Consider the following 20,093-nt stretch of genomic DNA (forward strand, 5'->3'; position numbering starts at 1 on the left):
TCAGCCAGTATGGCAGTTGAATAACAGCTTTAAACGCACTACGCATCCCTAATTCTAATTCAATTTTGAGGGGTCAGCTTGTTCAAGTATATCCACCTGATCCCGAAATTGTTGTTTGGCTCTTATGGAGCATGAAAGAGGCTGCCTATAAAATATGGAATAGACAGACAGGAATTCGGAAATATATGCCTAAAAGATTGCTATGTTCAGTTATTGAACGGTCTTCTTGTAACGCAAGGGGAGAAGTCATCTGCGAAGGGAAGAGGTATTACACTAAGACTATTGTTTGCCCTGATTTTATACATACCATCGCAGTTGGCGAATTAGTTCATTTAGGCAATATTGTAGAAATCGAAAAAGGTGAAATTGTTAAAGATGCTCAGGGGATACCAAGCATCATTGTGAAAGATAGCGGCACACACTTACCCGTTTCTGTAAGTAACCATGGCCGTTTTGAGAGAATAGTTTCGATTCATAGCTTGTTGACTTAATTAGCGAGTAAACATCTTATTGCACTTGGATTGATTCTTCCCGAAGCATCTGTTTGAATTTGGGGTCTCGGATATAACGACTAAAATCATGGCTTGACATTCCTGTAAAATCAGTCATAGAAAAGATGCTGTAATTTTTCTTAAGAGCGTTATAACTTTCCTCTTTGTATCCAAGATCAGTTGGATTAAGTTTGTTCGATAAGAATCCAAAAAACTTCTTCAACATCTTGTCCGTTCCGTTGATAGTGATGTGTATTTTCTTGACTTGTGAGCTGAGATTTACAAATTTTTTTGTATTACTTACCGTATCCGTATATTGAAACTCGGAAAGTCCTATCGCTGGAGCCAGCATAATGCAGGTAATTCTATTTTTGTTTTCTAACAATGGCTTTGCCCGCTCGATATCAACATTGTGAACGTCTTTTGCTTGTGCTGAAAATGAGCTATTGTATTCAGGATTTGAAATAGCGCTCATAACCACAGATGCTCCACGACTATGTGATATGATGAAGACATCCTTATCGGCCATATTGTTCAGTATACGTCTTAATCCAAATTCACCGGCCATCTGGCTAAAAGAGGCCGCTGAAAACCAGTTTTTGGCGGAACGAAAAGGGGAGGTAGATCGTAGACCATCCCAATAAAATCGAATGATTTCATCGTTTTTAGGGTTTGTAACGATATGATCGGAAATATATTTATATTGTTTTACAACAGATTCTTCATCAGCATTGAAGCCATGGACTAAAATGAACACACGTTTTTTTGGAGCAATACGTTTTGACAGACGCAGCATGTTACTGCGTTCAAAAGCGAGTAATTGTTCACGGTCACCTCTGTCGGTGGCAATTTTCATAAGCGAATAGGGATCTCGAGCTGCTTTATTGGAAGGAATGCCATAGTTTTTCTTCCAATTGTCGGGGTAGAAATTACCATTTTGATCCACAAATGAGTACCACAGGTTAGGATCTACGCCGGTATTGGGGGAAGCCGAATCGGGAAGATTATGGATAAGGCCACACGAAGTGAACAAGCTGATAACGATGATAATATAGAAAAAATACCTTTTGTTCATATGATTTATTTCCTACTATTCCAGAATTTAATTTTTAACTAGGATCCAATGGCTGCTAAATTGGATATATTTTCACAAAAAAGCGATTTGTTCTAATATAGTCATTATTTTGGACAGCGAAAAGTAGGTTTGTATTTTGAACACTTCATGTTTGCCGAAATTTAGCGGCACCAAGCTACAAATCACTTCTTTGTGATTAAATAAAGTTTGTTGCGTTGGTTGGTGAAAAGTTGATAATTTAAAGCTGGATTTGCATAAAAGCCATATGCATTAAATTGGTCGGTATTCTCAAAGGTTAGTGTGCCGATGTTTTTATTGTTGATGTCGACTTGAGACCAATGCCATTTATCGTCCAGGTATAAGCTGTCTTTAAATCTTAAGGTGTCATTTTCGACAATAAGCTGTGAGAATAGGCAGCCTTGCCAAAGGTCTCCTTTTTCATATTTCCCCGTTTTGACGTCATGTTTATTGCGAACACGTTTGATTTTCTGATAATAAACTGATCTAATGTTAGGGGGAGTAGTATTCGTTACCCATTCATTCTTATCCCAGTGACCGAAAAGATCATTTACGGTACGGCCCTTAGATGAGCTTTGTGGGACTAAATTATTATCATCCGATATGTTTTCGTAGAATACATACCAGTTATCGTCTATAAAATAAGTTCGCTTCGTATAGCTTTTCGAATTGCTTTGATCGGAATGATAGATTTTCTCTGACAGCAGATAAATGGCTTTACTTTCAATATCATTTAGTTTTTGGCCTTGTTGATCTGCGGGCCAGTTGAGATTTGCGTTGAATACTTCAATTGTTTTTTTTGTAGTATCTCCGTTCAATGGCCAGCTGCGAAAGTAATGTTTGGAAACGTTGATCAAATACCCTTCAAATAAAACTTCTGAATCCTCATCCTTGTCCTGCTTAAAGGAGTATTCATCAATCTGATCGCCATCTTTATCCAGTTTATAGAATGTATGAATAACTGTTGATGGACTGTCAGTGTGGGGTGCATCGGTTAAACAATGAATGATTAATTCATTGTTTTTAGTCAAGAACTGATCTATAGGGCGGTCACTTGCCTTGAAGAGTATGATTTCATGTTTCCCAAACTGGTTTTTTAGCTTGTTAATGTCATCATATTTGCTGTATTCATTTGGCAGTTTTGAGGAGTGGAAAAAGTTTTGAAGCCTAATATCGATATCAAAAATACCATTTGTATAAATAATAGTGCATGCGATCAGGGCACATCCCAGTAAGTAGTACTTCAAATTGCGTGTATCCTTTACCAGCAAAAAGAAATGGAAAAATATCCAGCTCAGTACGCAAACAAACGGTGAAAAAATAATATAACTCAACTTTTCACTGCTGCTTAGATCAAAAACGAAAAAACTGATGAGATATGCCGTCATAAAGATTAGGCATAATATAAAAGACTTCGATAACAGTTTCTTTTTGGCTTTCTTCGGTTCCTGATCTATCTGTTGCAATATCTTATAATTTAGTTTACGCTATATCCGATCTAACGCTGGACCGATATAGGTGTAATTTAACTTTTTTCTTTAAGGTTTCAAATAATAGATTAAAATCGTTATTCCAGCAGCATGCATAGCGTTTCATTCATTTCTATTGGATCGTGGGAAAACTTCCTTAACTCCACCTTTTGTTAAAATAATGGAATTGTAGCCATCTGTTTTGTCTTCAACAAACTCGATCGTTCTGTCGTTGTCGTCTGCTCTGAAAAATTTTGTTTTAGACTCGGGAATGAGTTCAATATCCGCATCATTATAATAGAGTTTGCCACCAATTTTTAATATCCGTATTTTTCCATACTCACCCACATAGCTATTGTATATGGTCGTATCTATTTTGGCGCGATGATGTTTGTAGGGCATTTCTACTTCTTTACCAAAGACAATTGCTGAAAGTCCGTAACCTATGATATGGGAGGCTGAGCCGTTATTAGAAAGGACAGTGACAAAGAGTTTGTCGTCAGTAAATCGATTAAAAGAAGTCATTGTCCCAAAGAATCCGCCATCATGTGCAATCAAATAATGTCCGTGATTATAAAATGGATTGATGATAAATCCATAGCCCCAATTTTCGGAGTTATATGGTGTAAACATTTTTTCCTTCATCGCGGCTGATAGGATTGTTGTTCCATAAAGTGCTTGGTCCCAAATGGCTAGATCTTCCACGGTTGAATAAATACCGTCGTGACCTAGGTTGATCTCCCAGTTGATATAGGGGTTATGGATAAAACCTTGGTCATTATGATAATATACTTTTGCTTTTTTCGTCACGATGAATTCATTGTTACTAACTCCGGTGTTCTTCATCCCAGCTTTATCAAATATATTTTTCTTTAAAAAAGTAGCGTAATGCTCACCGGAGACTTTTTCAATAATCTTTGCTAACAAATAATAACCGATATTACTATAGGCGCTCTTTGCTCCCGGTGAGAATTCGAAAGGAATTTTCTTGATGGCGGCATAAGCAGAATCGCGACTTATGCTGCTTAACGCGATTTCTTTGAAACCCATAGCAAGTCCGGAGCTGTGTGACAGCAACATGTGGATGCTGATACTATCGGCTTTTGGATAATCGGGGAAAAATTTACTGAGTTTATCATATAGGGATAATCGCCCACTGTCGACGAGCTGTAAAATAGCGACTGCGGTAAATTGTTTTGTGACCGATGCCAACTGGAATTTAGTGTCTAACGTGTTTTTTATATTCCATTCATAATCTGCCAAACCATAGGCTTTTTTTAATAAAATAGCACCATTTTTCACGACAAGAACTGTTCCACTAAAATTATTTACATCAGCTTGTGCCTGCATATAGGCTGCAAGCTTAGCTGATGTTTTTTCTTGGGCCACAAGAAAAACTGGACAAAGCATAAGTAGGATTAAAAGCTTCATAACGTATTGTGTAAATAATTATGGAGCAATGTTACTGTTTAATAACATAGTGTGATTGTATTTTTGTAAACCCGCTAAATAAAAATCCATTTTATCTGGCTCCGTTCAAGATTAGCTATTTTGGAAAAGAAAATTTTTGGTGTAAATCCTGTTAATTTTTTAAAATCTCTAATCATGTGGGACTGATCGAAATAATCCAGGTTATAAGACAGACCTATTTTGTTTCTATCTTCGAGGTGGCTTTGAATTGCAGCTCGAAATCTGATGATTTTTTTAAATTGAGAGGGTGTTTTACAGATATGTTGATCAAATTGTTTATTTATGGTTGTTCTCGATCTTCTTGTTTTTAGCGAAAATTCTGACATCGATTGATTGACATTGCTTGTATCTAACATTTCGGTAATTATGTTTTCGAGCAACGCATTTTCAAATGGCCAAAATTTTGATATCCAATAGTGTTCTAATGCCTTGATTCGCTCGTCCTGGTCATCTATGGACAGGATGGATCTCATAGCATCTTTATAATCCAGGTGTGGGTTAAAATCGGGAAATGTTCCGCTGTTATAATCGCTTAAATCATTGGGTATAAAAGCATTTATCCCAAGAGGTTTGAAGTAAGTGGTAATTTCATTTATTTTCCCCTCGTAACACACTAAAACAGGTTCGTTAAAATTGCATACAAGGTTTGTTTCTATCGAATTGGATGGAAAATGCTTCGTAATCACCTTATTTTGGCTTACCGTCGTTTGGGTCTGCTCACTTATCGTCACAATGGTGTAAATACTCGGAAATGTAAAATATGCCGTCGCTTTTTCTTCGTCAGTTTTCTCAAGTATATAGAAGCATTCAATATATTTTTTTAGGAGTAAGCTCTCTGGTCTATATATTTTTATCGTCATCTCTTTTCTTCATATAAATAGGCTTTGTTCTTGCCTCATCCTTTTAAACTTGAAAGTATTTGATAATCGATTTAAATATAGACAACCTTTATGATAATTTTCACCAAGCTTTATTTCTTAAAACACTTATTTTTAGATTGAGGAAAGGATGAATCCGATAGAAATTAATTTTTATTGTACTTTAGTAGCTAATTAACCGTTTAATTAAAAAACAAAATGAACGATTTGAACCCGGAAGAGAATTACATCGCAATAAACAAACACTCGTGGAATAACAGAACGGATACGCATTTAAAATCAGATTTTTACAATCTAACAGGATTTTTAAAAGGGGAGACTTCGCTGAATTCAATTGAGTTAGCATTATTGGGTGATATTAGTGGGAAAAAAATATTACACTTACAATGTCATTTTGGACAGGATACAATTTCTTTGAGTAGACTTGGCGCAAAAGTTACTGGTGTTGACCTATCTGACAAGGCTATAGAAAGTGCGCGGGAAATTGCGAAAGATACGCATGCTGATGTGCAGTTTATCTGTTGTGATCTATATGAGCTTGAGAATCATCTTGATGAACAATTTGATCTAGTCTTTACAAGTTACGGAACGATTACTTGGTTACCTGATTTAGATAAATGGGCGAAAATAATTTCACGTTTCTTGAAACCGAAAGGGAAGTTTATTTTTGTCGAGTTTCATCCAGTTGTTTGGATGTTTGATGACAATTTTGATAAAATTGGTTATAATTATTTTAATATTGCTCCAATTGTTGAAACAGAGCAGGGAACCTATGCCGATAAAGATGCCGCTATTTCGCAGTCCTATGTCACCTGGAATCATAGTATGAGTGAGGTCGTTGGTGCTTTACTTCATAATGGGCTGAACATTCAAGACCTGAACGAATTTGACTATTCACCTTATCCCATTTTTAAAAACATGACAGAGCTAGATCCTAAAAAATTCAGAATAGCCCATTTGGGTAATAAGATTCCGATGGTCTATGCTATTGTTGCGCGTAAAAGTAAATAAATAAAATTCTGGGAATCGACCTGGTACTTATTTCTTTTTCAAATAACGATTTATCATGGGGCTAAAATCTATTTTGGATGAAACCTGAATATGTTCTGCCAATACTGAGGCGGGAAATTCATCCAAAGTTTTGAAATTAATACAGCCTTTTTGAAACTTGGCCTTTGGTATTTTTAATTTTAGTTCTTCCATTAATTCGGGGTTAGTATAGATGACCAAGGAATGGAATGAAATATAATTCTTCGCGACTGTTAACCCGTATTTAAATACGCCTTGTTCATTAAAGCTGATTGCATTAGGGTTTGACATGAATTTTCCAAAGCTTTCCGAAACGGTATTGTCATTTTCTGATATTGCTTTCCGAAATTGACGAATTATTTGTTGCTCAGTGTCTGAAAGTGTATCAATATATTGATCTATTTCCATTAATTTTTTATTGTCCATAAAAGCTGTAGTTGTTCGCTAAAAATATTAAATTTTCTTTTATATCGATGTAGGCCAGCAGAAAAAGATTCGACGGGTTATGGCTAAGGATTGCGTAAAAGAAATTATTGAGGATTTTCTCGCGGTGGAATAATTCTGCGGCTACCTTAATATCGTGTTGTAAACATATTTTGTGTCGATTCGGACCTATTGTTGTACTATGACACTTATAGGAAGTTCCGTTTAGATTTTATATATTGCATCTATCAATTTTAAACCAACATTTAATTTCTCAACAATATAAATCTTCAGTTATGTGCAATAGTAGTCTTGAGGATCTTTTTCTTTTGGTGAAAGAGTCGAATGAAGATGCATTTGACGAACTTTATCATCGAACTTGGAAAAAATTGTATGAAATTGCTCTCAGACGCCTACAACATGAAAACACAGCAAAAGAAGTTATTCAGGATCTTTATATTGATTTATGGGAGAAGCGGCATCGGAAAACAATTCAAGATGTCGATCATTACCTTTGCCAAGCCGTCCGTTTTAAAGTGATTGACAGATTTCGAAAGGAAAAGAGGTATTTTGAAGAATTAGAAACAATGGTTGAAGAGCTAAGCGATGGATCAACCGCCGATGGCAACTATATTCAAACTGAATTAGAATCTATGCTGCATAACTGGATTGCACGTATGCCACATAAACGCAGAGAAATATTCTTGCTTCGCTACAATGAGGATAAAACTGTTAAGGAAATTGCGAAATTATTGGGCCTGTCGACAAAAACTGTTCAAAATCAATTGCTTAATACGACAAATACACTTAAGCTTCTAATCCAAAAAATTCTTTTTATGTTTTTTTAATTTTTTTTTGGGAATTATCATTAGTCACAACGACATATAAGAAAGGAACCAATATAAACCATCTTATATGTCTGAAAGGAAACGTCATTTTCGCACAGTCTTAAAAGATCTTCTCGATCGGTATATTTCGGGAGATACCAATCCTGAAGAACGACAATTTGTTGAATACCTGTACGATGCAATGGACAGGGAGGGAGAGGTGCAAAATGATATGGACTGCATCGGAGAGGAGATTAAAGAAAAGGTTCATCATCGTATTAAAAAGCGTACTTTAAGTTTTCATATACCCAAAATAGGGTATGCTGCAGCATGCATTATAATCCTTTTTGGGATATTTATATCCTATAGGCTTATCGATAATTCAAAAACAAGCGACAAAGTTCTTCATGTCACTAATCATAATCCGTCGTTAATAATCGGGAAAGAAAAACGGTTTGATTTGTTAGATACCTTGCCACAAGGAGCTCATTATACAACCATCAATGATGAAAAAGTACTCGCATTAAGCACGGTTGCCAATGGGACAGATTTAGGTAAACTGCGCATAGAAAATCCTTCGAGAAATGTATTTTCTGTTTTACTGAACGATAGCACACAGGTGTGGCTTAATTATTTGGCAACAATTGAACTTGAACCTGATTTTAATAAGAATAACCGTTCTGTCCATATTACTGGGGAGGTTTATTTTGATGTTCATAAACAATATTCTGCAGGTAAAAGGATTCCGTTTTCAGTCCACTCCGCCTTGCAGACCATTGAGGTATTGGGAACAAAATTCAATGTAAATACATCGGGCAATTCCGAAGAAAATGTATTGCTTACAGAAGGGAGTATTCGTCTTACGCATAATCGCTATGGAACACAGGTGCTTATTAAGCCGGGGCAGCAGGCTTTTTTGGAAAAAGATAAACCTAAAATCTTACTTATTCAATCTGAAAATATCGAAAAAGCAAATGCCTGGCGTAAAGGTTTGTTTTATTTTGATAATGAGAAGCTCGCTGAAGTTGCTCTCGAATTTGAACAATGGTACGGAATTCGAATCGTTATAGATTCAAAAATTGCAGGACTTCCCATTACAGGAATGATCAGCAGATATGAAAATATCAGCGAGGTCTTGGCGATCATTAAGATGACCAATAATATAAACTATATAGAAAGGAAAGGAACAATATATGTAACAGAAGCAAATCCATAAAAAATTAGGAATGCTGCTACATTCCTAATCGCGCCTTAACGGCTTTTGGTAATGATCAATTATTAATCAATTTTCAAATGTATAAATTACTTATGACATCCCGCAAACAAAATAAGTTTGCACGCAATTTTTTGTGCCTTTTTTTTGGCAGCCTTGTCTGGTTATTTAGCTCGGCCAAGCCAATCTTTGATGTGCAGAAAAACATAACAATCGATTTTAATAATATTCCGGTTAAGCAGGTCTTTAAAGAGTTAAATAGTAAAACCGGTTTAAAATTTATTTATTCCCCAAATGACATCGACGAGTCGAAGCGTATATCTATGACATTTAGAGAGCAGCCGATAAAGACTGTTCTAGATAAGATCTTTTCAAGTTTAAAGATTTCTTACACGTTAAATGACAATACAATTATTGTGAAGCGTGGCCTTCAACAAGCTTCAATACAAGAAGGCCGCGTCATTGCGGGCCGGGTTCTTAATAAGCGACAGACGGCCCTGGCAAATGCTACTGTCACGACAGGCCTTGGCAAGAATAGTACATCGACAGATGACCAAGGCCAGTTTACACTCAAGCTAGACCCGCAGGACAGTTATTTCATGGTTAGTCTTGTCGGCTATGTAAGTCAGCGTGTACCACTCAAAACAAACGGGGAATATACGGTGATATTAACTGATAGTATCAGCGCACTGGACGAGGTCGTTGTTGTCGGTTTTGGTACCCAAAGGCGTGCCTCTGTAGTAGGGGCGATCACGACGATAGAACCCAAACGCTTGCAAATAGGAACATCTCGTTCAATGAGTAACAATCTTGCAGGACAGCTTGCAGGTATTATTGCCGTACAACGATCTGGAGAACCGGGGTACGATAATTCAAACTTTTGGATACGTGGTATCAGTACTTTCGGTGGAAGCAGAAGCCCATTGATTCTTGTGGACGGTGTGGAGCGGTCTTTGGATAATATGGATCCCGAAGAAATCGAGTCGTTTTCGATATTGAAGGACGCGGCAGCGAGTGCAGTTTATGGTGTAAGGGGGGCAAATGGAGTGATTTTGATCAATACAAAGAGAGGGAAAGTGGGAAAGCCTAATGTTTCTGCTCGTTTTGAGCAGGGGATCACATCACCAGTACAGCTGCCTAAATTTGTTGGTGCAGCTGATTATTTGGAGGTAATGAATAGTATTCGGGAGGAACGTGGGGAGCAAGGCTTATATTCGAAAGAGCGTATCGAAAACATCCGTAATCATACGGATCCAGACCTTTATCCTGATGTCAATTGGTTGGATGCAGTACTTCGGGACCAAGCTGGAAATTCACGGGCGAATGTTAGTGTCAATGGAGGATCTGATATTTTGCGTTATTCCTTAGTAACTTCATATTATCGAGAAGGTGGGTTGATTGAACGCGATGAAAAACAGGCTTGGAATTCATCTTCACGGTTAAACCGTTATAATGTGCGTTCCAATGTAGATATCAATGTTAGTCCAACCACTCTCTTCCGGTTGAATATTGGCGGATATCTCCAAGATAGAACAAGAGCTCCCCAAAGTGTTGATGAGCTATTTCAGGAGGCTTTCACTATTCCTCCCTATGTACATCCCACCATCTATTCCTCTGGTGAAATACCTCGGACACCCCAGCGGACAAACCCCTGGGCATTGGCGACTCAACGCGGATATGAACGTATTAGCGCAAGTAAAATCGAATCTTTATTCGCCGTAGAACAGGACTTGTCGTTTTGGTTGAAGGGATTAAAGGCTCGGGGGCTTTTTTCCTTTGATAGATACTCTAATACGTCGGTCGTTAGGAGTAAAAGTCCCGATTACTATAATCCAGCTATCGGAAGGGACGAAAATGGAAAATTAAAGTTAGTCATTGATAGTTATGGACAGGAATTTTTAGGCTATGAAAAAAATTCAGACTGGGGCGATAAAAGCATGTATCTTGAGGGAGCTATTAATTATGTTCAATCTTTTGGTGGCCATAACGTAGAGGGAATGTTTTTATACAATCAGCGAAATTACGATAATGGAGATCTTTTGCCTTATCGGAATCAAGGAATCGCAGGCAGATTTTCATACAATTATAGCAACAGATATATTGGGGAATTTAATTTTGGTTATAATGGATCCGAAAACTTTGCTCCAGGAAAACGTTATGGGTTCTTTCCTTCCTTTGCTTTAGGCTGGTATATTTCCGAAGAGCCTTTTATGGAACGTCTTAAAAATACATTTTCCAAAATCAAACTGCGCGGATCTTATGGATTGGTGGGGAATGATAAGTTAGATGGTCGTCGGTTTGCCTATATCACCACCATTAATGAGACCGGTGGATATTCATGGGGACTAAATAACGATTTTAAACGTAGTGGTCGTATGGAAGGTGATCAAGGTAACAGTGGACTTACTTGGGAAACAGTTGCTAAATCCAATATCGGTTTCGAACTAGGCTTATGGAAAACACTGGAATTTCAGCTTGACCTGTTTAATGAGGACCGGAAAAATATATTTATGCAACGTCGTTCTATACCCGGTTCGAGTGGTTTTACCAATGCGCCCTGGGCAAATTTTGGACGCGTAAACAATAAAGGCATCGATATGTCGCTTGAATTGAACCGGCAATTAAATCCAAACCTATTCCTTTCAGTTCGTAGCACATTTACTTATGCCTTAAACAAGATTTTAGAACAGGACGAACCCAGCGCAGTGATCGGTACCTCAAGGTCTTCTACCGGAAAGCCGATCGGCCAACTGTTTGGCTTTATTGACGAAGGCCTATTTACGGAAGCAGATTTTTCAGATATTGCTAATGGTACTCTTCGATCAGATATACCAAGACATACTTTTGGACCGGTGCGTCCAGGTGATATCAGATATCGGGATTTGAATGGTGATGGTGTGGTAGATGCCCTCGATAGAAATGCTATCGGTGGAACGGAAGATCCACAGATTGTATTTGGCTTCGGATCCAACCTAAGGTACAAAGCTGTTGATTTCGGTTTCTTTTTTCAGGGTGTCTCTCGTACCTACAGGATCATTGGTGGTTCAAATTTTATTCCCGGAAGTGCCAATGGAGCAATGGGAAATATTTTCGACAATGTTTCCGATCGATGGACTTTGGATAATCCTAGGCAGGACGTCTTCTATCCGCGGCTTTCTGATTATCAAAGTGCGAATAATAATTTGGCCTCCACATGGTGGCTTAGGGACATGAGTTTTATAAGACTACGTAATATTGAATTGGGCTATAGCTTACCATCAAAAATTCTTGATCATCTCGCTATCCGTAATTTTAGAATATTTCTGCGTGGTAATAACCTGCTAACAGTGAGTGATTTTAAGCTTTGGGATCCAGAGCTTGGGGTTAATAATGGTATGCGCTATCCGATCATGAAATCTGTTTCTATGGGATTGGAATTGAATTTTAAATAGAAATAACTTATACAATGAAGACTATAAAATATAATGTTACCCGTATATTACTACTTGTTGCGCTGGGTTCCACAGTGACCTCTTGTTCGAAATATTTGGACAAGAGCCCTGATGATCAGCTTACTTTAGATATGATTTTTAAAGACAAAACTAGAACAGAGGACTGGCTAGCAGGAATATACAGCAATGTACCAGATCCATATTGGGGAAATACGCGAACACTTGGCTGGGATCCACTTTCGGATGATATGGCACCGTCTACGGGCTGGGAGCAATTTGGCTGGTCAGTTATAGGGATGCAGACCGGCAATTGGAATCCCAGTACCTCATGGGATCCTAATTATTGGGTAGAACTTCCCAAACGTATTCGTTCAGCTTATATTTTTCTAGACAATGTAAAACCAAACCCTGCGCAGTTGGTGACCGAGGAGGAGGTAAATCTTATGAAAGCTGAGGCTCGCTTTATGATCGCTTATTATTATACACTTCTGCTAGAAACCTATGGTGCTATACCGTTCCATCTTGGATTGACCGATCCGAATGCATCGGCCGAAGAATTGATGATTGGACAGACACCATTTGATCAGGTCGTGCAATGGGCAGAAAAGGAGCTATTGGATTTGTCTGCTATTTTACCTGCTAAATATAGTGCCGCTCAGAAATATGGTCGCGCGACGTCTATTATGTGCTTGGCAGTCAGAGCTCGTCTTCTACTATTTGCTGCAAGCCCATTAGTCAATGGTAATACCGCATACACCGGTTTTGTAAATAATAAGGGAGAAACCATATTCAACGGGAACTATAGTGTAGATAAATGGAAAACTGCAGCAGCGGCCTCAAAATTACTATTGGAAAAAGCTGAATCAGCTGGTCATAAATTATATATTGAATATAATGCTGATGGGTCTATAGATCCGTTTCTCTCGTATCAAAATATGTTGTTTAGACGACCTCAAGATGGGAATGATGAGATTCTTTTTGCTCGCCCTGATTGCAATATCTGGGAATATGATAGGCACGCACAACCAAGAGGTACTGGAGGAAACGGAGGACTGGGAATTACACAATCTTTAGTGGATGCCTTTTTCATGGAGAATGGCCGGAGGATTGATGACCCGTTATCAGGATATCAGGAAAAAGGATTCTCAAAGACGGCAGAAGTACGAAATACACGCTGGACAGAATCTCAGGGAAATGGAAAGGTGACTTTGGAAGGTACCTATAATATGTATACCCATCGTGAACCACGATTTTATATTTCGGTTTTGTATAATGGTGCTTGGTATAGAAGAGAAAATCGGACAACCGAATTTTATAGTGGTAACTGGGATGGGGGACCTACACATGACGCCCCGCAAAATGGGTATCTTTTACGTAAGAAAGTCCATCCAGATCACGACCCCCGCAATGGAACAAATCCCTATAGACCAGGAATACTTTATCGGCTTGGCGAAGTGTATCTGAACTACGCCGAAGCACTAAATGAGTCCGACGCTAATCATCCTGATATATTAAAGTATGTCAATTTGATAAGGATACGCGCAGGTGTACCACAATATGGTGTGGGAAAAGATGCTTTACCTGTACCATCTTCGCAGGAGGGGATGCGCAAAGCAATTCGAGACGAGCGTCGGGTAGAACTAAATAATGAGGGTATCCGGTATCGTGATGTGCGACGCTGGAAAATTGGTGAAGCTGTGTTAAATGGAAATTTCTATGGAATGAATTTTTCTGGTACAGAAAAGGATGATAATGAATCTAACCCTAAAGCATTTTTCAAACGCTCAGTTTATCAAAAGCGCATATTTACAGCAAAGAATTATTGGTTTCCAATTCCACAAACGGAGATTGATAAGAATCCAAATTTAGTCCAAAATCCAGGCTGGAAATAAGTATTAAAAAGCAATCCAGTTTCAATACTTATTGAATATGCTGCTTAGTTTTTCAGCTATGCGGCATATTCTTTTATAAAGAATATGTTGAATTTCTATTTCAGGTTCTAATTTAAAATTTTACCCCTCTTTATTTTTGATTTTACCCCTTGTGGTTGATGGGTTATTTATAATTTAATGTTATTAATCAAATTATAAAATTCGTATTCGTCGGAATTAGAATACGTCTGTAAAAATTATAACAAATTATAAAACTAAAAACAACATTATGAGAAAATTTATGACGGCGATTTCTATTGGAGTCATTGGGCTACTGAGCTGCCAAAAATCCGTTCAACTAGATTCTCCGATATCGCTAAAAATAAAAGCGAAGGCGAATCTGGCAAGTGTGGGCAATACTTACTACATAGATCCCAGCGGAAACGATGATAGCACAGGAATGAGCACAACTACAGCATGGAGAACATTGGCCAAAATTAATGCCTCGGTTTTTGGCCCCGGCGACCGTATCTTATTCAAGAGCGGAGGCGTATGGAATGACACTTTGCATATGAAAAATTCGGGAACGGCTGAAGCTCCCATTATCATAGATAAATATGGCGGTGATGTTCGTCCGATTATCAACGGGGGTGGAAAGAGGAATGGATCAAATGCGCTATACCTTAATAAGGTATCCTATTTTGAAGTAAATAACCTCGAACTGACGAATACAATCGCAAGCGGGACAAGTTATGCTGCCACGGGGATCCGCGTGATTGGAGGCAGTTCTGCAGGAACAGCAATCAGCAATGTCTCCATTAGAAATTGTTATGTCCATGACGTCAATGGTGCTATCGATGGACAGACCAATTATAACAAAAGTTCTGGCGGGATTATCTTAGACGGTAAAATATACGGGGCTTTGGTACAAAGTTGTCATGTCGCCAATTGTTCCGTTGAAGGGATAAGGACCACTGGCGATAGGGCTATGGCGGCAAGATCAAAAGATATTATTATCGATAACAATTTGATTGAATATATCTACGGCGACGGTATCGTTATGTCTGGTGTGACGGGAGGAAGTAAAATTACACACAATACGGTCTATAAGGCATGTATGAACACAGGCTCTGAAAATTATGCCGGTATTTGGACAATTGGCAGCTTGAATACGCTGGTGGCTTATAATGAGGTTTATGGTATGACAGGCGGAGGGGCCAACGACGGAGTCGCGTTCGATGCCGATGGCTATGATACCAATTCAGTAACCGATGGAGATATCTTCGAATACAATTATTCGCATGATAATAACGGCGGATTTATGCTTTTTATGAACCAGTCTAAGAATATTAAAGTCCGCTACAACGTTTCTGTCAACGATATCGGTACAACAAGGTTAAAGAAGCTCTTTTTGATCGAAAAAACAACATACGATTCCCGTGAGATTTATAATAATGTATTCTTTATCAAAAATCCGACCGCCAGCCTGTTTAACGTCATGAATGGCATGAGTTCAGGAAAGCCTTATGCAACATTTTCAAATAATATTTTTTACACGACCTCGACCATTAGCAGTCTGTCTACCCAGGCCGATAACGGATTGAAGTTTAACAATAATTGTTTATTTCCGTCAAGTACATTTACATCATTGAACTGGGGAACTACCGTGCGGAAAAACAATTTTTATGAAGATCCGGTATTTGTCAATCCAATTGGTGGAAACGGCCTTGACGCTGCAAAAGGTTATGATGTAGGTTCCGGTTCGGCTGCCCTTAATGCTGGTGTATTTATAAGTAACAATGGGGGCGAGGATTTTGCTGGAAATGCGCTGCCATTGGGTAATCCAGATGTTGGAGCGTTTCAGCATGCTGTTGTAGCCAATGCTGGAAGTTCTCTTGCCGATGCCTATGTCCGTAACGGTACCTATGCGAGTACAAATTATGGAACTACAGCTGATCTTGTCATCAAATCCGACACTACATCTTACGCGCGTAAAGCATACGCTAAATTTGATATTGCGATGATTACTAAACCTAAAGTGAGTTCGGCAAAATTAAAAATGTATGTTGCAGGAGTGAATACAGCACCACAACGGACTATTAATATTTATACGACCTCCACGACATCTTGGTTGGAAAATAGCATTAATTGGAACAATGCACCAATGGATACTGTACTTGTCGGTAAGATTTCTGTTTCAGGGATAGGTTTACAGACCATCGACGTCACCTCGGCCATTAACAGATTGCTTACCGGTACTGATCGTAAAGTATCCTTTCTATTTTTAAATACAGCTGCGGCTTCTTCTACAAATGATATGTCTTTTAGTAGCAGGGAAGCAACCACCAATAAGCCAACGTTGGAACTGCTTTATTAAACGGTACTTATTTCAGGGTAATTCTCTTGTATTTAGAATGACCGAATCAAAAAGCCGCAAGGAATACCAATTCTTTGCGGCTTTTGACTGGGAGAGCGTAAAGGCCTGAAACTAATTCCTCAGTGGAAGTTGTCGCTCGTGCGTCATACTATAGCCAGTTTTTAAAGTTAAATGGACATAAGGTGCTTACAAAAATTATTATTTCGTAAATTCATACTATGAAGCATCCGATACACTATTTGGATAGCTTCCTCATACTAATAAAAGGAATGCATGAAAAGCACGAAACGAAGTAAAGGTTTTCTCTTCAAGCAATATGAAGAGCCGTTTCAAACGCCTTTTGATAAATTATTTGACATTTTCAAAGAACTGATTACCCATACCTCTGGTGATTTTGATGAAGCCATTGACTGGCTTAGGCAATTGGATAAAGAGTTCAAACTGACGACTCCAGCCTATACGATAGATGATTTTATTGCGGATCTGAAGGATAAAGGTTATATCCGAGAAAAAGTGGAGTTTGGTGGTGAAGGTGGAGTAGATATTACCTCAAAGCTGGAGAAAGCCTTGCGTCAGCATGCCTTGGACCAGATTTTTGGGAAAATGAGGAAAGGGATATCAGGCAATCATAAAACCAATCACCAGGGACGGAGTGACGAAAATATGGGCGATTTCAGAAATTATCAGTACGGAGATGGCCTGGAGAAAATAGTTTTGACAGAGAGCTTGAAAAACGCACAGATCAATCATGGGATAGGCGAGTTTGCCTTATCAGAAAATGATCTCGTCGTAGAAGATACACAGTTTAAGTCGCAGATGAGTACAGTGTTGATGATCGATATCAGCCATAGTATGATTTTATACGGCGAGGATCGGATCACTCCTGCAAAAAAAGTAGCGATGGCTTTATCGGAACTTATTTTGACCCGATATCCGAAAGACTCACTTGACGTTATTGTTTTCGGAAACGATGCATGGCCTATTGCGATAAAAGACCTGCCTTATTTGCAAGTTGGACCATTTCATACCAATACGGTCGCAGGTTTAAAGCTAGCGTTGGACTTACTAAGGCGAAAACGGCATGCGAATAAGCAAATATTTATGATAACCGATGGGAAACCGAGCTGTTTAAATATGCCGGACGGTACTTATTATAAAAATCCTATGGGCTTGGATCCTTTTATCACTAGCAAGTGCTATAGTATGGCTGCGCAAGCCCGGAAGCTGGGAATACCAATTACAACCTTTATGATTGCTTCGGATACTTATCTGCAGCAATTTGTCGACGAGTTTACAGCTTCAAATCAAGGGAAGGCTTATTACACGGGACTTGGGGATCTAGGCGAAATGATTTTTGAGGATTACGAAGAAAATCGAAAAAAAAGAATACGATAAGAATATATGGATTACACGAAGATTACAACATTTGGTGCATTAAAAACTTCGGGTTATAAACCTAAAACAATAAAAGAAGAATTGCGTCATAATCTGATTACAAAAATAAAGGCGGGCGAAACCGTGTTCAATGGAGTACATGGTTATGAAGATACCGTTATTCCAGAACTTGAAAGAGCAATTCTTTCCAAACACAATATTAATTTCTTAGGCCTTCGCGGTCAGGCGAAAACACGTTTGGCTAGGCTCATGGTCAACTTATTGGATGAATATGTGCCAGTGGTTCAGGGTTCAGAGATTAATGATGATCCGTTTAACCCCATATCGCGTTATGCGCTAGAACTTCTGAAGGAGAAAGGCGACGATACACCGATAAGCTGGCTTGGTCGAGGTGATCGTTTTGCGGAGAAGCTGGCCACACCAGATGTGACGGTCGCTGATTTGATCGGTGATGTAGATCCCATCAAAGCCGCAAATTTAAAACTGAGCTATGCAGACGATCGTGTGATTCATTTTGGTATGATTCCAAGGGCAAACCGTTCCATATTTGTCATTAACGAGCTGCCTGATCTTCAAGCTAGAATCCAAGTAGCTCTCTTCAATATATTGCAAGAGGGCGATATTCAGATCCGTGGTTTTAAGTTACGCTTACCGTTAGATGTACAATTTATATTTACTGCGAATCCGGAGGATTATACCAATAGAGGGAGTATTGTGACGCCGCTGAAAGATCGCATAGGATCGCAGATACTCACACATTACCCAGCATCGGTTGAGATAGCAAAGGCAATTACAGCGCAGGAAGCGAACTTGGAAGCGGCCCAGAAGGAGCAGATATACGTCCCCGAACTGGCTAGGGAATTGATTGAGCAGATAAGCTTTGAAGCACGAAATAGTGAATATGTTGATGAAAAGAGTGGCGTGAGTGCGCGTATGAGCATTACGGCATTTCAAAACTTATTAAGCACCGCTGAATTGCGCATGCTCAGAAGTGGTGCGCAAGCAACTGCAGTACGGCTGAGTGATTTTATGGGTATTGTGCCTGCGATAACAGGTAAAGTTGAGCTCGTTTATGAAGGCGAGCAGGAAGGGGCGGGTATCGTCGCACTGCAGCTGATAGAAAACGCGATTAAAAACCTTTTTCCGATTTTATTTCCAAAAATTGAGAAACTGGAAAGAGATAACGAACGTTATCCTTACGACGACATTGTTCGTTGGTTTTCAGAATCAGAGGGGATCGAATTATCTGATGAACTCAACGATTCAACGTATAAGCAGGTTTTGGATCAAGTGAAGCCTATACATGCTTTAATTCAGCAATATCAGCCAGAAACGAAACCCGAAGATCTCCATTTTCTGACCGAATTTGTATTATGGGGACTTACGCTCAACAATAAATTAAGTAAATATAGGCTGGGGACCGGCCTTCAGTTTCAAGACAACTTCCAGGGATATCTGAGAAATAATCTGTAACAGGCAACTAGCAGCATGATGGGTAAGTTTATCGTGTAAAGTTACCCATCTGCTTTTTATCAAGGTCTCATAAGGAAGGAAATTGAGTGCATAAACTATCTTTTCATTAAAATTAAGTCAATTGATAGACCGATAATAAAGATTGCTACTGTAAATGATACATATCCTAAAATATAAATTGCGAGTGCCTTTAAATAACTCGGTATTTTGTAGGGATCGAAAAATTGCCCAATAGCCCATACGCTATATAACATAGCGACAATGCTCGCCTGTACCATAACGCTCGTATGGGTTACACCCTCAATTATTGCAAAAACGGTATAGATCAACATCGTCATTCCCAAAATAAAACACAATAGGATAACAATTTCAAAAAGATTAAAACCATATTTTTTGAAAAATAGCTTTGCCCAGAAAGCGATAAACAATCCTATCATGATATTGACATATCTATAATGGCTTTGGATCAAGAGATATATCGAGCCCGTTGTTGAATGTTGGGATTCGTAATAACTTACATATTTATCTTCAACATGGAAAATATGACTTACGATAGTATGCATCAATGCTACACCTAAGTGTAGTTTTATACAAATCTCCTTCTCCCACGAAAGAAATAGAATTAATGCGCTTTAGTGTAACCACCCCGTTCG

The 20,093-nt window shown here is 38.6% G+C and carries 15 protein-coding genes; 9 read left to right on the forward strand and 6 right to left on the reverse strand.

The annotated features are described in order from the left end of the window. Positions 1-65: 65 nt before the first annotated feature. Positions 66-491: a hypothetical protein gene (locus L1283_RS16080; RefSeq protein WP_429626334.1), complete on the forward strand. Its 426-nt coding sequence runs from the start codon at positions 66-68 to the stop codon at positions 489-491. A gap of 16 nt (positions 492-507) precedes the next feature. Here the strand turns inward: L1283_RS16080 and L1283_RS16085 are convergent, their stop codons facing one another. The 4 genes from L1283_RS16085 to L1283_RS16100 all read right to left on the reverse strand — a co-directional run bounded on the left by L1283_RS16085 (position 508) and on the right by L1283_RS16100 (position 5,383). Beyond that, positions 508-1,566 (reverse strand): alpha/beta hydrolase, encoded by a 1,059-nt coding sequence (locus L1283_RS16085; RefSeq protein ID WP_317667185.1) that lies wholly within the window; start codon positions 1,564-1,566, stop codon positions 508-510. Positions 1,567-1,748: 182 nt separating this feature from the next. Further along, complete coding sequence (locus L1283_RS16090) at positions 1,749-2,972, reverse strand: hypothetical protein (protein ID WP_429626335.1); 1,224 nt, start codon at positions 2,970-2,972, stop codon at positions 1,749-1,751. A gap of 204 nt (positions 2,973-3,176) precedes the next feature. Beyond that, a complete protein-coding gene (locus tag L1283_RS16095) occupies positions 3,177-4,484 on the reverse strand; it encodes a serine hydrolase domain-containing protein (protein WP_429626336.1) in 1,308 nt (435 codons plus the stop codon). A 74-nt stretch (positions 4,485-4,558) separates the two neighbouring features. After that, complete coding sequence (locus L1283_RS16100) at positions 4,559-5,383, reverse strand: helix-turn-helix domain-containing protein (RefSeq protein ID WP_429626337.1); 825 nt, start codon at positions 5,381-5,383, stop codon at positions 4,559-4,561. Positions 5,384-5,599: 216 nt separating this feature from the next. Here L1283_RS16100 and L1283_RS16105 point away from each other — a divergent pair, with 216 nt between their 5' ends. Continuing rightward, positions 5,600-6,412, forward strand: coding sequence for a class I SAM-dependent methyltransferase (locus L1283_RS16105; protein ID WP_429626338.1), 813 nt, complete (start codon positions 5,600-5,602; stop codon positions 6,410-6,412). A 27-nt stretch (positions 6,413-6,439) separates the two neighbouring features. On the opposite strand, the gene L1283_RS16110 is transcribed toward L1283_RS16105, so the two are convergent. Further along, positions 6,440-6,856: a DUF1801 domain-containing protein gene (locus L1283_RS16110; RefSeq protein ID WP_075992087.1), complete on the reverse strand. Its 417-nt coding sequence runs from the start codon at positions 6,854-6,856 to the stop codon at positions 6,440-6,442. 293 nt (positions 6,857-7,149) lie between these two features. Between L1283_RS16110 and L1283_RS16115 the strand changes: the two genes are divergently transcribed. From L1283_RS16115 to L1283_RS16145, 7 genes are all read left to right on the forward strand, one after another. Further along, positions 7,150-7,701 (forward strand): RNA polymerase sigma factor, encoded by a 552-nt coding sequence (locus L1283_RS16115; protein ID WP_336834774.1) that lies wholly within the window; start codon positions 7,150-7,152, stop codon positions 7,699-7,701. A 67-nt stretch (positions 7,702-7,768) separates the two neighbouring features. Then, positions 7,769-8,896, forward strand: a complete 1,128-nt coding sequence (locus tag L1283_RS16120) for a FecR family protein (protein WP_429626339.1) — start codon at positions 7,769-7,771, stop codon at positions 8,894-8,896. A 77-nt stretch (positions 8,897-8,973) separates the two neighbouring features. Continuing rightward, entirely contained in the window at positions 8,974-12,324 is a 3,351-nt protein-coding gene (locus L1283_RS16125) for a SusC/RagA family TonB-linked outer membrane protein (RefSeq protein ID WP_429626340.1), read from the forward strand. A 14-nt stretch (positions 12,325-12,338) separates the two neighbouring features. Continuing rightward, positions 12,339-14,216 carry a RagB/SusD family nutrient uptake outer membrane protein gene (locus tag L1283_RS16130; protein WP_429626341.1) on the forward strand — a complete coding sequence of 626 codons (1,878 nt, stop codon included), beginning with the start codon at positions 12,339-12,341 and terminating at the stop codon, positions 14,214-14,216. Between the two features lie 268 nt (positions 14,217-14,484). After that, positions 14,485-16,572 carry a DUF7594 domain-containing protein gene (locus L1283_RS16135; protein ID WP_429626342.1) on the forward strand — a complete coding sequence of 696 codons (2,088 nt, stop codon included), beginning with the start codon at positions 14,485-14,487 and terminating at the stop codon, positions 16,570-16,572. Positions 16,573-16,845: 273 nt separating this feature from the next. Next, the gene (locus tag L1283_RS16140) at positions 16,846-17,967 is read left to right on the forward strand and encodes a vWA domain-containing protein (protein ID WP_286851030.1); all 1,122 of its coding nucleotides are present in this window, start codon (positions 16,846-16,848) and stop codon (positions 17,965-17,967) included. 6 nt (positions 17,968-17,973) lie between these two features. Beyond that, the gene (locus L1283_RS16145) at positions 17,974-19,440 is read left to right on the forward strand and encodes a sigma 54-interacting transcriptional regulator (protein WP_286851028.1); all 1,467 of its coding nucleotides are present in this window, start codon (positions 17,974-17,976) and stop codon (positions 19,438-19,440) included. Positions 19,441-19,535: 95 nt separating this feature from the next. On the opposite strand, the gene L1283_RS16150 is transcribed toward L1283_RS16145, so the two are convergent. Then, the gene (locus L1283_RS16150) at positions 19,536-20,003 is read right to left on the reverse strand and encodes a hypothetical protein (RefSeq protein ID WP_286851027.1); all 468 of its coding nucleotides are present in this window, start codon (positions 20,001-20,003) and stop codon (positions 19,536-19,538) included. Positions 20,004-20,093: the final 90 nt, after the last annotated feature.

The sequence above is a fragment of the Sphingobacterium sp. HSC-15S19 genome (assembly GCF_050433745.1).
Taxonomy (GTDB): domain Bacteria; phylum Bacteroidota; class Bacteroidia; order Sphingobacteriales; family Sphingobacteriaceae; genus Sphingobacterium; species Sphingobacterium siyangense.